The sequence below is a fragment of the Oceanimonas sp. MB9 genome (genome assembly GCF_011319775.1).
GTDB classification, from domain to species: domain Bacteria; phylum Pseudomonadota; class Gammaproteobacteria; order Enterobacterales; family Aeromonadaceae; genus Oceanimonas; species Oceanimonas doudoroffii.
In genome coordinates this window covers 21,292-35,953 of the sequence record NZ_VFBE01000010.1, presented here as the reverse complement: position 1 = coordinate 35,953, position 14,662 = coordinate 21,292, and the positions used below count along the sequence as shown (strand labels likewise).

Annotated in this window: 16 protein-coding genes; all 16 read left to right on the top strand. The window is 59.3% G+C overall.

What is annotated here, in order from left to right; translation table 11 throughout:
• The first annotated feature begins 3 nt into the window (after positions 1–3).
• Positions 4–1,080, top strand: a complete 1,077-nt coding sequence (locus tag OJHNALOF_RS15735; RefSeq protein ID WP_240919771.1) for a PilN domain-containing protein — start codon at positions 4–6, stop codon at positions 1,078–1,080.
• The gene (gene gspM / locus OJHNALOF_RS15730; protein ID WP_165662633.1) at positions 1,077–1,670 is read left to right on the top strand and encodes a type II secretion system protein GspM; all 594 of its coding nucleotides are present in this window, start codon (positions 1,077–1,079) and stop codon (positions 1,668–1,670) included. The genes OJHNALOF_RS15735 and gspM overlap by 4 nt, the downstream gene beginning before the upstream one ends.
• On the top strand, positions 1,667–2,191 hold the full coding sequence (locus OJHNALOF_RS15725; RefSeq protein WP_165662632.1) for a type II secretion system protein N: 525 nt from the start codon (positions 1,667–1,669) through the stop codon (positions 2,189–2,191). Before gspM ends, OJHNALOF_RS15725 begins: the two co-directional genes overlap by 4 nt.
• On the top strand, positions 2,188–4,284 hold the full coding sequence (gene gspD, locus OJHNALOF_RS15720) for a type II secretion system secretin GspD (protein ID WP_165662631.1): 2,097 nt from the start codon (positions 2,188–2,190) through the stop codon (positions 4,282–4,284). The genes OJHNALOF_RS15725 and gspD overlap by 4 nt, the downstream gene beginning before the upstream one ends.
• A gap of 49 nt (positions 4,285–4,333) precedes the next feature.
• Complete coding sequence (locus OJHNALOF_RS15715) at positions 4,334–5,986, top strand: ExeA family protein (protein WP_165662630.1); 1,653 nt, start codon at positions 4,334–4,336, stop codon at positions 5,984–5,986.
• A 13-nt stretch (positions 5,987–5,999) separates the two neighbouring features.
• Complete coding sequence (locus OJHNALOF_RS15710) at positions 6,000–6,647, top strand: general secretion pathway protein GspB (protein WP_165662629.1); 648 nt, start codon at positions 6,000–6,002, stop codon at positions 6,645–6,647.
• Between the two features lie 59 nt (positions 6,648–6,706).
• A complete protein-coding gene (gene mioC / locus OJHNALOF_RS15705; protein ID WP_165662628.1) occupies positions 6,707–7,162 on the top strand; it encodes an FMN-binding protein MioC in 456 nt (151 codons plus the stop codon).
• Between the two features lie 524 nt (positions 7,163–7,686).
• Positions 7,687–9,576 carry a tRNA uridine-5-carboxymethylaminomethyl(34) synthesis enzyme MnmG gene (gene mnmG / locus OJHNALOF_RS15700; protein ID WP_094201994.1) on the top strand — a complete coding sequence of 630 codons (1,890 nt, stop codon included), beginning with the start codon at positions 7,687–7,689 and terminating at the stop codon, positions 9,574–9,576.
• 8 nt (positions 9,577–9,584) lie between these two features.
• Entirely contained in the window at positions 9,585–10,208 is a 624-nt protein-coding gene (gene rsmG / locus OJHNALOF_RS15695) for a 16S rRNA (guanine(527)-N(7))-methyltransferase RsmG (protein ID WP_165662687.1), read from the top strand.
• A 9-nt stretch (positions 10,209–10,217) separates the two neighbouring features.
• Positions 10,218–11,021 carry a ParA family protein gene (locus tag OJHNALOF_RS15690; RefSeq protein WP_094201995.1) on the top strand — a complete coding sequence of 268 codons (804 nt, stop codon included), beginning with the start codon at positions 10,218–10,220 and terminating at the stop codon, positions 11,019–11,021.
• On the top strand, positions 11,018–11,923 hold the full coding sequence (locus OJHNALOF_RS15685) for a ParB/RepB/Spo0J family partition protein (protein ID WP_165662627.1): 906 nt from the start codon (positions 11,018–11,020) through the stop codon (positions 11,921–11,923). Before OJHNALOF_RS15690 ends, OJHNALOF_RS15685 begins: the two co-directional genes overlap by 4 nt.
• 197 nt (positions 11,924–12,120) lie before the next feature.
• On the top strand, positions 12,121–12,513 hold the full coding sequence (locus tag OJHNALOF_RS15680; RefSeq protein WP_165662626.1) for an ATP synthase subunit I: 393 nt from the start codon (positions 12,121–12,123) through the stop codon (positions 12,511–12,513).
• Positions 12,514–12,521: 8 nt separating this feature from the next.
• Positions 12,522–13,301, top strand: coding sequence for a F0F1 ATP synthase subunit A (gene atpB / locus OJHNALOF_RS15675; RefSeq protein ID WP_094201998.1), 780 nt, complete (start codon positions 12,522–12,524; stop codon positions 13,299–13,301).
• Between the two features lie 60 nt (positions 13,302–13,361).
• A complete protein-coding gene (gene atpE, locus OJHNALOF_RS15670; protein ID WP_071471457.1) occupies positions 13,362–13,586 on the top strand; it encodes a F0F1 ATP synthase subunit C in 225 nt (74 codons plus the stop codon).
• Positions 13,587–13,636: 50 nt separating this feature from the next.
• The gene (gene atpF / locus OJHNALOF_RS15665; protein WP_014290940.1) at positions 13,637–14,107 is read left to right on the top strand and encodes a F0F1 ATP synthase subunit B; all 471 of its coding nucleotides are present in this window, start codon (positions 13,637–13,639) and stop codon (positions 14,105–14,107) included.
• A 13-nt stretch (positions 14,108–14,120) separates the two neighbouring features.
• Positions 14,121–14,651, top strand: coding sequence for a F0F1 ATP synthase subunit delta (gene atpH / locus OJHNALOF_RS15660; RefSeq protein ID WP_094201999.1), 531 nt, complete (start codon positions 14,121–14,123; stop codon positions 14,649–14,651).
• The last annotated feature ends 11 nt before the right edge of the window (positions 14,652–14,662 follow it).

Sequence of the window (14,662 nt, the reverse complement as noted above, 5' to 3'; positions counted from 1 at the left end):
CCTATGGATGGGGACAACATCGCTCACAGGCTCGGCCAGCACGGCCGCCAGGTGTCGGCCGAACTTTACCGGTTCTGGCACTGGTGGCGCGAACAATTGCTGGGCATGCTGCCGGCCACATGGCAGCGGCGGCTACGCCAGCCGGGCCAGATGCTGTGCATTCACCCCGCTCACCACGGCTACCGGCTGGAGCAACAACCCGGTAACCAGGTGCACTCACCCAAGGACTTGCCACCCGAGGCCCTGCAACGGCTGGTACGCAACGCGGGGCAAATACGGTTGTACCTGCCTCAGGATGAGCTGTTGCTCACCCGAGTGACCCTGCCCGTCGCCACTGCCGGCAATCTGGAAGCCGTACTGCGCTTTGAGATGGACCGGCACACCCCCTTTACCGCCGACCAGGTCTATTTCGGCTTTCATGCCCGACCGAGGGAGGCAACCAACGTGCAGATTCAGGTTGACCTGCTGCTGGCCCCCAAAGCGAAAACCGATGCTCACCTGGCCGAGCTGGCCGAGCTGAGTATTTTCCCCGCCCTGCTGTGCGCCGCCGACCAGCCCGAGGCGCCAGCCATCAAGCTGCCCGTTCATCCCAATGATACTTCGCCACGGGCCGGTCGACGGAAAAGCCGAAAGGTGATCCTGGGGTTGGTGATGGTGCTGTTGCTGATCGCGGTTCCCCTTTATCACCGGCAGGCTCGCATTGACACCCTCACCGCCGAACTGGAGCTACCGCGCCAGCGCGCCGAACAGGCGGCCGCATTCAAGCGCGAACTGACGGCCCTTCAAGATAGTCGTACCTGGCTTGGCCAGAGGCGTGCCGAACGCAGGGCCACCCTGCTGTTGCTGGACGAACTCACTCGCCAGTTGCCGGATCACACCTGGCTGACGCGACTCGAGCTGAAGGAAGACAGCCTGCAGATTCGCGGCGAATCCACCCGTGCGTCGGAGCTGATCGGCCTGCTTGAAGGTTCCTCACTGTTTTTCGATGTGCGCTTCGGCTCCCCAATAACCATCAACCCGGCCACCAGCAGGGATCGCTTTATGATCACCGCACGCCTGGTGCAAGGAGCGGCGCCATGAGTCCGAACGCCAGACAACAGCGACTGGCGGCACTGGGCTTACTGCTGCTGGTGATGGTGCTGCTGACCAGCCTGGTCATCACTCCCCTTATCGGGCTGTTTTTCCACCAGGGCGAGCAACTCGACCAGCTGGCCTCCCGGCTGGAGCGCTACCGGGCATTGGCCGAACAACGGGATGAAACCGACTGGCAGCTGCAACACATCAGGGCCCGCCAGCCCGACAACGATCTTTATTTGCCCGAACAGCGCCCCACCCTGGCTCAGGCCTGGTTGCAACAGCACCTTAACCTCCTGGTCGCGCAACACGGCGGTCAGCTGATCAGCATTCAGAATGCCTCGGCCAACGCCAATGCGCCCCTGCCGGAAGTGATGCTGCGGGTGCACCTGCGCAGTGAACTGGACGAGCTGGTACCCCTGCTCCACGCCCTGGAGTCAAACACTCCCGTACTGTTTATCAGTGAGCTGGTGATATCCGCCTCATCCAGGGAGAACAGGCGCACCGCTCCCTTGAACCGGCGCCAGCAGCCGGAGCGCCCCACGCTTGATGTGCGTTTTAACCTGCTTGGCTACACACCACAGGGGGCGTCATGAAACCTTTCTCCTGGCCCATGTTATTCCTGTTGTGGCTGCCACCGGTACAGCCCGATGATGCTTTAGGGCACGAATATCCGCCCCTGGAGCAGTTTGCCTCAATACTGGATCGACCGCTGTTCAAGGCCACCCGCCGCCCCGACAACGATAACGGCGCGGCCCTGACCGAAAGCGCCGCGGAAATGCGCGCGCACTGGCGGCTCAGCGGCGTGGTATGGGAGGACGATCAACCCCTGGCCCTGTTCAGCGAGCGGCTGGGGGAAGGCCGGCTGCGGGTTCGCGCCGGCATGTATGTACATGGCAACTGGCTGCTTGAAGAAATAACCAAGGATGGCGTGCTGCTGCTCGACAATGGTCAGCGCCTGAGGCTGAAGCTGTGGGAACCCAGGCCGCCTTCCACCCGGCCATTGCCCAAGCCGCTGGCATCAAAGGACGACACCGGCGGCCAGTCTCGAAGCACCGAGACCAGCGACGGCGAAGAGCCTGCTACCGAACAGGGAAGTAACGGGGAGTCATCATGAGCAAGCTTCATTTACATCACTGGCTTGGGGCCTGCATTGTCTGCTCCCTGTTGCTGGCCTGCACCACGCCCACCGGCGATCACAGCGCCCTCGACAAGCCCTGGGGCAAGGAAAGGGTGAAACGCAGCTATGATCCGGTCAAACTGCCCTCCAGTGAAACCCCCGCCGCCCCCCTTTCGGCCAGCCTGACAACGGCACCCTCGGCCACGCCGGTCACCCGCAGCGAAATCTACCGGGGCTCGGGCAACTTTCTGCGCCTGGGCCAGGCGCCACAGAGCACGGCTCCGCCTCCCGGCGCGGTGACACTCAACTTTCAGGGCTCCGACATTGCCGAGGTGGTAAAAACCATTCTGGGCGACATTCTGGAGCTGAACTATTCCCTCGACGAACGGGTGCGTGGCCAGGTCTTTCTGCAAACCAACCGCCCCATCAGCCAGGATGATCTGCTGCCCACCCTCGAAAGCCTGCTGCAAACCCATGGGGCCGCCCTGGTACACAGCAATGGATTGTTCAATGTGGTGCCCGCCGGCGAGGTGCCGACCTCGACCCTCAACCCGCGTTTGGCGCCCACCGCCGAGCGGGGCTACCAAATGTTGATTTTGCCACTGCGTTACATCGGTGCCCGGGAGATGGAAAAAATTCTGGAGCCGGTCAAACCGCGCCAGGGTGCCATGATGGTGGACGATGTGCGCAACCTGATCACCCTGGTCGGCACCCATGACGAACTCACCAATATTCGCGATACCGTGAACCTGTTTGATGTGGACCAGCTGCGCGGCATGTCGGTGGGGCTGTTTCGGCTGCAGGCCAGCAGCGCCGAGATTATCGCCAGCGAGCTGCAGGCCATTTTCGGCGACGAAGCCGAAGGCCCCCTGGCGGGCATGGTGCGTTACCTGCCCATAGAACGACTGAATGCCCTGCTGGTGATCACCCCCCAGGAGCGCTACCTGACCGACGCCCGAGTGTGGATAGAACGGCTGGATAGGGCCGAGAACCCCCGTGGCCTTAACATGTATGTTTATCATGTGCAGAACGGTAAGGCCGAACACCTGGCCGAGCTGCTTAACCAGCTGTTTGACAGCCAGCGCCGTCACCATGGCGCAGAGCCCCGGCCACAGACAATGCCCACCGGAGAGGAGGGTGAAGAGGGTGAACCGGTGCAGATTGCCACCGGCATCAGCACCGCCAGCCTAGATGTGGGCGAAGTCAGCGTCATTGCCGATACCGAACGCAATGCCCTGGTGGTGATGGCCGCCAGCGCCGATTACGCCAAGGTCGAGCAAGCCATCAAGCGGCTGGATCAGCTGCCCCTGCAGGTGCTGGTGGAAGCCACCATAGTGGAAGTCAGCCTGGAAGACGAACTGCGTTATGGCCTGCAATGGTTTTTCAAGAACAGCCTGGGAGGCGGCCGCAGTGGTGTGGGTGCCGTCGGCTCCCTTCCCATTCCTTCCCCCTTTGATGGCGGCCTGGACGTCAGTGCCAGCTACGAGGTCTTTAACGCCGCCGGTACCCGGGCCCTGCTAACCGCCCTGGCCAGTGATTCCAAGGTCAATGTCATTTCCTCTCCCTCGCTGATGGTGCTGGATAACCAGAAAGCCCTGATCAGGGTGGGCGATCAGGTGCCCATACGTACCTCTGAGACCACCAACCTCAACAGCGACGTGGGGAACGTCACCAGCACCATTCAGTATCGGGATACCGGCGTGCTGCTGGAAGTCACTCCCAGGGTCAACGCCGGCGGCATGGTGGTGCTGGAGCTGGTGCAAGAGGTGAACGACGTGGCCAATACCACCACATCCAATATTCAGTCGCCCACCATCACCCAGCGAAAAATCGACACCAGAGTGGCGATACAGAGCGGTGAGACCCTGGTGCTGGGGGGTCTGATACGCGAAAACACCAGCCGCGACAGCCAGGGCGTGCCTGGTCTTCGCCATGTACCTGTACTGGGATGGCTGTTCAGCAGCAGCGGTACCAACACACGCCGCACCGAGCTGGTGGTGCTGATCACGCCAACCGCCGTGACCAATGCCATTGATGCCCGGGCCGTGACGCAGGAATACCGCAGCAAGTTGCAGCAGGTAGCCATGTAACCCGCTTCGGGCAAACCGCTGTTAGGAGCGTTTACACAGGGACGATACAATGTACAGCAACTATTTTGGCCTGACGGATCTGCCTTTTTCCATTGCGCCGGATCCCCGTTTTCTCTATCCCAGTCAGCAGCACCGGGAAGCACTGGCTCATTTGCAGTACGGCCTGAACTGCCCCGGCGGCTTTGTGTTGCTTACCGGCGAGGTGGGTACCGGCAAAACCACGGTCTGCCGCAGCTTGCTGGAACAGGTACCGGAGCGAACCGATCTGGCTTTTATCCTCAGCCCGGGCAACAGTGCCACCGAACTGCTCAGCGCCATTTGTCACGAGCTGAAGGTGATCCTTCCCGAACGTCCCGATTCGCTGAAGCTGACCAATGCCATTTATCATCACCTGCTGGAGTCCCATGCTCAAGGGCGCCACACCGTGCTGATTATCGACGAGGCGCAAAACCTGTCGGTGGCGCTGCTTGAGCAGGTCCGCCTGCTCACCAACCTGGAGACCAATACCCACAAGCTGCTGCAAATCATGCTGCTGGGCCAGCCGGAGCTGGCGGAGAAGCTGGCCCGACCCGAGCTCAGGCAGCTGTCGCAGCGCATCACCGCCCGTTATCACCTGGCGCCGCTTTCATTTCATGAAATGCGCGCCTACATTGCCCACCGGTTGTCGGTGGCGGGCATTGAAGTACAGCTGTTTAATCCGGACAGCCTGCGCCGGCTTTACCGTGTGACCGGCGGCGTGCCCCGACTGATCAACGTGATCTGCGATCGCGCCCTGCTGGGCGCCTTTGTACAGCGCCTGCCCAGGGTGGACGCCGGCATCATCAACCGCGCCGCCATGGAGGTGCAGGGAACATCGGCACCCAGGGCCCGCCGAAGGAAAGCCGCCATCGCCGCCATATCACTGCTGGCGCTGGTAGCCGGGCTGGGCCTGACCGGCTGGCAATACCAGGGCACGGTTTCCAGGCTGTTTATGTCGCTAAAGCAGGCCGCTCCCTCGACAACCGATACCGAGTCAAACCTCACCGCCATACCGGCCGCCTCGCCAGAGCAGGTGCCACCGCTTCAGCCCGCTGAAGACATTCAAGTGCAGACTCCTTCCTTTCAGTGGCCAGAACATCTGGATACCGAACTCAGCCAGGTGATGGCCTATCGGCAGCTATTTGCCCTGTGGAGACTGGAGTATGATCCCAACACCCATCCGGTAGTCTGTCGTTACGCCCGTAGCCAGCGGCTGGACTGCGCGCAGCAAGATGGCGAGCTCTCCACCCTGCTGGCACAGAACCACCCGGCGGTGTTCAGGCTGGAACGTGCGGGATATCCCCCGCTTTACGCCACCCTGACCGGCGTTGCTGGCGAACAGGCGAACATCATGCTGGGCGGCAAGGCCATGCAATTGCCATTGACCGAGCTGGCAGCACAATGGCCCGGCAGCTATGTGATGCTGTGGCAACCGCCCCCGTATTATCAGGAGTCGCTGCAACCGGGCAGCCGGGGTGAAGCCGTCGCCTGGCTGGAGCAGCACCTGGCCGCATGGCGAAACCGCCCCGCGCGCACCAATCAGCCCTACTATGACGAGGTGCTGAGCATGGATGTGGAGGCGTTTCAAAGAAGCAAGGGGCTGACCCCGGACGGCATCTTCGGCCCCCGCACCGGCGTTTATTTCAGTGCCAGCCTGAACGGGCTGCCCAGGCTGAGCGACTAACCGGAGCCTTGCCATGTCTTATATTCTCGATGCCCTGAAACAATCGGAACGCCGCCGCAACGGCCAGGCGCCGGTGACTGGACCCGCGATCCTCGCCGAGGTGCCACCGCCGCCCTCGCCGCCGTTTTACCGACGTCGCCTGCCCTGGCTGCTGCTGATCCTGCTGCTGGCGTTGCCGGCCGGCTATGGGCTGGGTCGGTTTGGCGTCCCCTGGCTGGTGGGGCCGCCCTCCGCTCCTGCGCCGGCTTCCCAGGTGACACCGTCAACCGCCCCCGTCATCAGCGGAACTCACGCGCCCCGCATTCTGGTGGAAGCGCCTTCGGCCATTCGATTGCACGACTCAAACACGGAGCCATCGGCCCATCACGGCGTGGTTGCCCCACCACAGGCAGCCACAAATGCCATACCGAAACCGGCCCATGATCCCGGCGTACCGGACTTCCGTGAACTTTCCGCGGGCATTCGCGCCCGGCTGCCCGCCCTGACCCTGTCGGTGCACATATACTCGCCGGATCCCGCCGCGCGCAGGGCCAAGATCAACGGTCAAATGCTGCGGGAAGGAGATCATACCAACGGGTTAACCGTACGCAGCATCACTGCGGAAGGCGTCATACTGGACTTTGAGGGCAACGAGTTCCATCTGTATTCGGTGGGTGGCTGAGGGCTCAATATTCCATATTGGGTTAAGATAACGGGCCTGATAGTCATGCGAGTTACCTTATGAATCACTTTACCCTGCTGGTGGGATCCACCCTCGGCAACGCCGAGGATCTGGCCGAGGAAATGGCCGATCAACTGCAAACCAAGGGTCATACCACGGTTATTCACACTTCTCCCCAGCTTGATCACATCTTGATCGCCCCCGATCATGTTCTGCTGCTGCTGTGCTCCACCCACGGAGCCGGGGATCTGCCCGACAACATTCAGCCTTTTTATGAGCAACTGCAGCAGCAGGCCCCGTCCCTGCAGGGCTTGCGGTACCTGGCCGTGGGCCTGGGGGATACCAGCTACGATACCTTTTGCCACGCCATTCAAAAGCTGGATCAACAGCTAAATACCCTGGGTGCGGAACGGATCGGCGATCGCCTCGAGATTGATGTAAGCCGGGGGGATCTGCCCGAGCAGCAGGGAATACGCTGGCTGGATCAGTGCCTGAAGCAGGCCGGGATCCACTGATACTCCAGCCCCTGGAGCGCGTCGTCCGATCTTGCGCCCAGGGGCGATCTCCTTTCTTCCACCGAGTTATCAACAGATCCCGAGGCAAATGTCATGCCCTCGGGATTTTTACTTTCCATGGCTTATGTTGATAACTATGGATAAAACCGGTGCCAAACCTATAGTTATCCTATAAATTAAATTCATCACCTCGAGCGCCTGTGAATAAAGTGGCAAGTTAATCACCGGTCATACGCGGGTCCGGGATCCGTTTTCCACATCAAGCGATCGGTGGTAAGTGAATGATCTCCATGATCAAAAAGCGCTTATACACAGATCCGGCGAAAGCTAATAATAGATCCAATAGAAGATCGATCTAAAGATCATAGATCTATAAGCGATCAACGGATCCGCTCGATCCGGTTTCCATCCGTTCGGCAAAACGGCTAAAATGTTTGCCCCCTGAACAAGGCCATCCGATCCACCCGACGGTCGGCATCATGGGTTCGTGATCCTTTCACCTGAGTGTTTCAAGAGTGTTCGCTATGCAATATGAAGAATGGTTTGACGTCATCGTCGTTGGTGGTGGCCATGCCGGTACAGAAGCCGCCGCCGCCGCCGCCCGCATGGGGGCAAACACCCTGTTATTGACTCACAATATCGACACGCTCGGGCAGATGTCCTGCAATCCGGCCATTGGCGGCATCGGTAAGGGACACCTGGTCAAGGAGATCGATGCCCTGGGTGGCATCATGGCCCAGGCCGCCGACAATGCCGGCATTCAGTTCCGTACCCTGAACGCATCAAAAGGCCCCGCGGTACGAGCTACCCGCGCCCAGGCGGATCGTCAGCTCTATCGTCAGGCGGTCAGAACCCGACTGGAAAACCAGCCCAACCTGAAGATCTTTCAGCAGGCCTGCGACGATCTGATCCTTGACGGAGACACCGTCACCGGCGTGGTTACCCAGACCGGGCTGAAATTCCGCGCCAAAACCGTAGTGCTGACCGTGGGCACCTTTCTCAACGGTCGCATTCATATCGGCATGGACAACTATCAGGGCGGCCGCGCCGGAGATCCGCCATCCATCGCCCTGGCCAGCCGCCTGCGTGAACTACCGCTGCGCATCGACCGGCTCAAGACCGGCACACCGCCGCGCATTGATGCCCGCAGTGTGGACTTTTCGGTAATGCAGCCCCAGCCCGGTGACAACCCGACCCCGGTGTTCTCCTTCATCGGCAGCCGGGCTGATCAACCGCAGCAGGTGCCCTGTTACATCACGCATACCAACGAACAGACCCATGAAGTGATTCGCCAAAACCTGGATCGCAGCCCCATGTATGCCGGCGTGATCGAGGGGATCGGCCCCCGTTACTGCCCGTCGATCGAAGATAAGATCATGCGCTTTGCCGACAAAAACGCGCACCAGATCTTTGTGGAACCGGAAGGCCTGACCAGTACCGAACTGTATCCCAATGGCATCTCCACCAGCCTGCCGTTCGACGTGCAGGTACAGATCGTACGTTCGATCCGCGGCTTTGAGCAGGCCCATATCATTCGTCCCGGCTATGCCATCGAATACGATTATTTCGATCCGCGGGATCTGCGATCCAACATGGAAAACAAGTGCCTGCACAACCTGTTCTTTGCCGGCCAGATCAATGGCACCACCGGCTACGAAGAAGCGGGCGCCCAAGGACTGCTGGCAGGCACCAACGCCGCCCTGCGCGCCTTTGGCCGTGATGCCTGGTCGCCGCGCCGGGATCAGGCCTACCTTGGGGTGATGATGGACGATCTGTCCACCCTGGGAACCCAGGAGCCCTACCGCATGTTTACCAGCCGGGCCGAATATCGCCTGCTGCTACGGGAAGACAACGCCGATCTGCGCCTGACCGAAGAAGGCCGCCGGCTTGGACTGGTGGACGATCACCGCTGGTCGTTGTTCTGCGACAAGGTGGAACGCATTGAGCAGGAAAGCCAGCGTCTGCGCGGCACCTGGATCAATCCCAAACACGCCGCCGCCCCGGCCCTGAACGAAAAACTGAAAACCCCGCTCAGCCGGGAGCACAATCTGGAAGAACTGCTGCGTCGCCCCGAGCTCGACTACGCCACGCTGATGGCCATCGAGGGCATTGGTCCGGGCATCGACCATGAGCAGGCCGCCGAGCAGGTGGAAATTCAGACCAAATACGCCGGCTATATCGAACGCCAAAAGGACGAAATTCAGAAACAGCTGCGCAACGAGCACACTCGATTACCGCTGGATCTGGAATACGCCGAGGTCTCCGGCCTGTCCAACGAGGTGATCGCCAAGCTCAATCAGGCTCGTCCCGAGACGCTCGGCCAGGCCTCGCGCATTTCCGGGGTAACCCCCGCGGCCATTTCCATTTTGCTGGTTCATCTCAAAAAGCGCGGCCTGCTGCGCAAGTCGGCGTGAGGGTGATGATGCTGCAACGACTGCAAGCCCTGCTGGCCGAGACCGCTCTTGAGGTTAACGAACGGCAGGCGGAACAACTGGTGGCCCTGGTGGGGCTGCTCGACAAGTGGAACAAGGCCTATAACCTCACCTCGGTGCGGGATCCCGAGGCCATGCTGGTGCGCCATATCATGGACAGCCTGGTAGTGAGCCCTTACCTTGAGGGTGAACGTTTTATCGACGTGGGCACCGGCCCGGGCCTGCCCGGCCTGCCCCTGGCAATCATTAATCCCGACAAGCAGTTTGTGTTGCTCGACAGCCTGGGCAAGCGCATTCGCTTTATTCGCACCGTGGTGCATCAGCTGGGGCTGACCAATGTGGACGCGGTGCAGAGCCGGGTAGAGGCCTTTCAGCCCGAGCAAAAGTTTGACGGTGTGCTGAGCCGGGCCTTTGCTTCCCTCGATGACATGCTAAGCTGGTGCGCGCACCTGCCCGCTCCCCATGGCCGTTTTCTCGCCCTCAAGGGGGTTATTCCGGAGCAGGAGCTGCAATCCCTGCCCGCTCACCTGATATGTCACGGTGTTTATCCGCTGCACGTGCCCGAGCAGGAAGGCGACCGCCATCTGGTGGTCATTTCGCAAGCCAGCCAGTAGAGGTTTTCGGTGGGAAAAGTCATTGCCATTGCCAATCAGAAAGGTGGTGTAGGTAAAACCACCACCTGTGTCAATCTGGCCGCCTCCATGGCGGCCACCAAACGCAACGTGCTGGTGATTGATCTCGATCCCCAGGGCAACGCCACCATGGCCAGCGGCATCGACAAATATCAGGTGGACTGCACCGCCTACGAGCTGCTGGTGGACGAGCGGCCGGTGGAAGAGGTGGTGGTCACCGACACCAGCGGCGGTTATCACCTGATTGCCGGCAACGGCGATGTCACCGCCGCCGAAATCAAGCTGATGGAGTTTTTTGCCCGGGAAGTGCGTCTGCGCAACGCCCTGGCTCCGGTGCGGGAGCACTATGACTACATTTTTATCGACTGCCCGCCGTCCCTCAACCTGCTGACGGTCAATGCCATGTCGGCGGCGGATTCGGTGCTGGTACCCATGCAGTGCGAATATTTCGCGCTGGAAGGGCTGACCGCGCTGGTCGATACCATCAGCAAGCTGGCGGCGGTGGTCAACCCGGCGCTGAAGATCGAAGGCATTTTGCGCACCATGTACGATCACCGCAATCGCCTCTCCAGCGAGGTGTCGGATCAGCTCAAGAGCTATTTCGGTGACAAGGTGTATCGCACCGTGATTCCGCGCAACGTGCGCCTGGCCGAGGCGCCCAGCCACGGCACTCCCGCCATGTATTACGACAAGTCCTCGGTGGGCGCCAAGTCCTACCTCGCCCTGGCCGGCGAGATCCTGCGCCGGGCCGAAGATCAGCAGGCCAACCCCGAACAGGTGGAACAGACAGCATGAATATCAAACGTCGTGGACTGGGCAAGGGCCTGGACGCCCTGCTCAGCACCAGCTCGGCCGCCAATCTGCGCCGGGAGCAGGCCGACAGCCACTCCGAAGCGGGTGCCGGCGGCGAACTGCAGGCGCTCGCCATCGGCAGCCTGCAGCCGGGTAAATACCAGCCCCGCCGGGACATGTCCCAGCCGGCGCTGGAAGAACTGGCCGAATCCATTCGCCAGCAGGGCATTATTCAGCCCATCGTAGTGCGCCCGCTCGAGGCCGGCGGTTACGAGATCCTGGCCGGTGAGCGACGCTGGCGGGCCGCCCGCATGGCGGGCCTGAGCAAGGTTCCTGTACTGGTCAAGCCGGTATCCGACAAGGAAGCCCTGGCCATCGGCCTGATCGAAAACATTCAGCGTGAAGATCTCAACGTGATGGAAGAGGCCCGCGCCCTGTCCCGGCTCATTGAGGAGTTTGCATTCACTCACCAGACGGTGGCCGACGCCGTGGGCAAGAGCCGCAGTGCGGTGAGCAACCTGCTGCGCCTCAATCAACTCAACGATGACGTCAAACAGCTGGTGGAGCACGGCTCCCTGGAAATGGGTCATGCCCGCGCGCTGCTGACCCTGGAAGGGGAAGCCCAGTCGCAGCTGGCCCACACCGTGGCACAGCAGGGGCTGACGGTGCGGGAAACCGAAAAGCTGGTAAAACGCAGCCTTGCGCCGGAAAAGCCCCAAACAGAGCAGCCCCGCTCGCTGTTCATGGACCAGCTCGAACGGGAGTTTGGTGAAAAATTAGGAATAAAAGTGGAAATCAAGTCCACCAACAAGGACAAAGGTAAGTTGGTGATTTCCTACAACTCATTGAATGAGCTGGATAAAATAGGGAATTTCTTCGGCCTGGGGGATGAACCCGGCGGCTGAGCGAACGCAAAATTTGTAGTAATTCTTCAATCAGGTCAACCGTACCGAAAATGCCCAAAAAAAGCGCTGAAATCCGTAAAAAATAAGGATTTAGTGCAATTGCATTTGTGTCGTTCACGGGTATAATTTGACCTGCTTTTTTGGGGCTTAACCGATGGATGCCATTGGAAAGGCCCCTAACTGTATCAGGAGTGGTTGTGAAGCAGAAAACCCGGCACCTCAGTGACAGACAAGTGGCGCTGGCGATACTGGTTTATCAATTTCTCCTGGTGGTGGCAGTCGCCAGCCTGTTCGGTTTCGGACAGGGGGAGGCCGCCGCCCGTTCCGCCTTCATTGGAGGCGGAATCTACTGGGTTCCCCAATGCCTTTTCAGTGTGGTGGTGCTGGCCAGATGCGCCGGTGACGCCACGCCGCAAAGCATTGTGGCGAGCTTTTACAGCGGGGCAGGGATTAAGCTGGCCAGCACCATCATGCTGTTTGTGGTGGTGTTCAAGTACATGGAGGTGAGTATCTTGCCCCTGTACGCGGCTTACGCCCTGGCATTGCTGATGCAGTGGATTCTTTCATTCACTCTCAACAACCGTTACTAGGAAAACACATGGCTGCAACAGGAGATGTCCTAACTTCCCAGGGTTATATCTCTCACCACCTGCAACACCTGCAGATTGGTTCGGGATTCTGGGCGTTGAATATCGATTCTTTGCTTGTTTCCGTTGTCCTGGGCGCGCTGTTCTTGTGGGGCTTCAGCAAGGTGGCATCCCGTGCTACCACCGGAGTTCCAGGCAAGTGGCAATGTGCCATCGAGCTGCTGGTTGAGTTTGTGGATAAATCTGTCAAGGACGTCTTCCATGGCAAAAGTGCGTTGATCGCGCCGTTGGCGCTGACCATTTTTGTCTGGGTATTCCTGATGAACCTGATGGACCTTATCCCGGTCGACTATCTGCCCTATGGTGCGCAATTGCTGGGCGTTCCTTACCTGAGGGTTGTTCCTTCCGCCGATGTTAACATCACCATGTCCATGGCGTTCGGTGTCTTCTTCCTGATCATTTTCTACAGCATCAAGATGAAGGGCGTGTCCGGCTTTGTAAAAGAGCTGACCATGCAACCGCTGAACCACTGGTCCATGATTCCCGTTAACCTGGTGCTTGAGACTGTATCCCTGATCGCAAAACCCATCTCCCTGGGTCTGCGACTGTTCGGCAACATGTACGCCGGTGAGATGATCTTCATCCTCATCGCGGGTCTGCTGCCGTGGTGGTCTCAATGGGTCCTTAATGTGCCGTGGGCGATTTTCCACATTCTGGTAATCACTCTGCAGGCTTTCATCTTCATGATCCTGACCGTCGTCTACATGTCGATGGCCTATGAAGAACATTAATTAACGATAACAAAAATTTAACAAGCTGTCGTTCTAACCGCTAACAATTGGAGAAAAAAAATGGAAATGATTTTCATCGCTGCCGCTCTCATGCTGGGTCTGGCTTCTATCGGTGGTGCTATCGGTATCTCTATGCTGGGTGGCAAGTTCCTGGAAAGTGCTGCTCGCCAGCCTGACATGCTGCCTGCCCTGCGCGGCAACTTCTTCATCGTGGTAGGTCTGGTTGACGCCATCCCGATGATCACCGTTGGTATGGCTCTGTACCTGATCTTCGCCGTAGCCTAATGGCCCGGCACGTTAATCAGTCTGCTAACCAACTTTAAAGGAGAGTTGCGATGAACATGAACGCAACAATCCTCGGTCAAACGATCGCGTTTATCATCTTCGTTTGGTTCTGCATGAAGTTCGTATGGCCCCCCATCATGGGTGCCATCGAGAAGCGCCAGAAAGAAATTGCCGAAGGTCTGTCTTCGGCCGAACGTGCCAAGAAAGACCTGGCACTGGCGCAGACCAATGCAACCGAACAGCTGAAGGAAGCCAAGCTGCAGTCTGCTCAAATTGTTGAGCAGGCCAACAAGCGTAAGGCCCAGATCATCGAGGATGCAACGCGTGAGGCTCAGGCCGAGCGTGAAAAGATTCTGGCACAGGCCCAGGCGGAAGTTGAAGCCGAACGCAACCGTGTCAAAGAGGAACTGCGCAAGCAGGTTGCTGCTCTTGCCCTGGTGGGTGCAGAGAGAATCCTCGAGCGTCAGATTGATGCCGCTGCCAACAGCGACATCGTTGAGAAAGTAGTAGCTGAACTGTAAGGGAATCAGAGCCATGGAAATGAAAACCATTGCTCGCCCCTATGCCAAAGCAGCTTTCGATTTTGCCGTTGAGAAAAAAGCGGTCGACAACTGGTTGTCCATGCTGACGTTTGCCGCCGAAGTGGCACAAAACGACAGCATGGCCCAGGTGTTGAGCAGCGATCTGAACGCGGAAAAGATGGCCGAAGTGTTTTTGGCTGTCTGTGGCGAACAGCTCGACGAGCAAGGCCAGAACCTGATTCGGGTTCTGGCTGAAAACGGACGCTTGAGTGTGTTGCCGGCAGTGGTGCGGGAATTCGCCGAAATGAAGGCGGAACTGGACCGGGTAGTGGATGCCGATGTGGTATCTGCCGCCAAACTGACCAAGCAACAAGTGGCCAAGATTCAGGCTTCACTGGAACAGCGTCTGGGACGCCAGGTGAACCTGAATTGCAGCGTCGACAAGAGCCTGATGGCCGGCATTATCATCAAGGCCGGCGACCTGGTTATCGACGGAAGTGTGCGGGGCCGTCTGTCCCGCTTGGCCGAAACGCTGCAATCTTGATTGGGGAATAG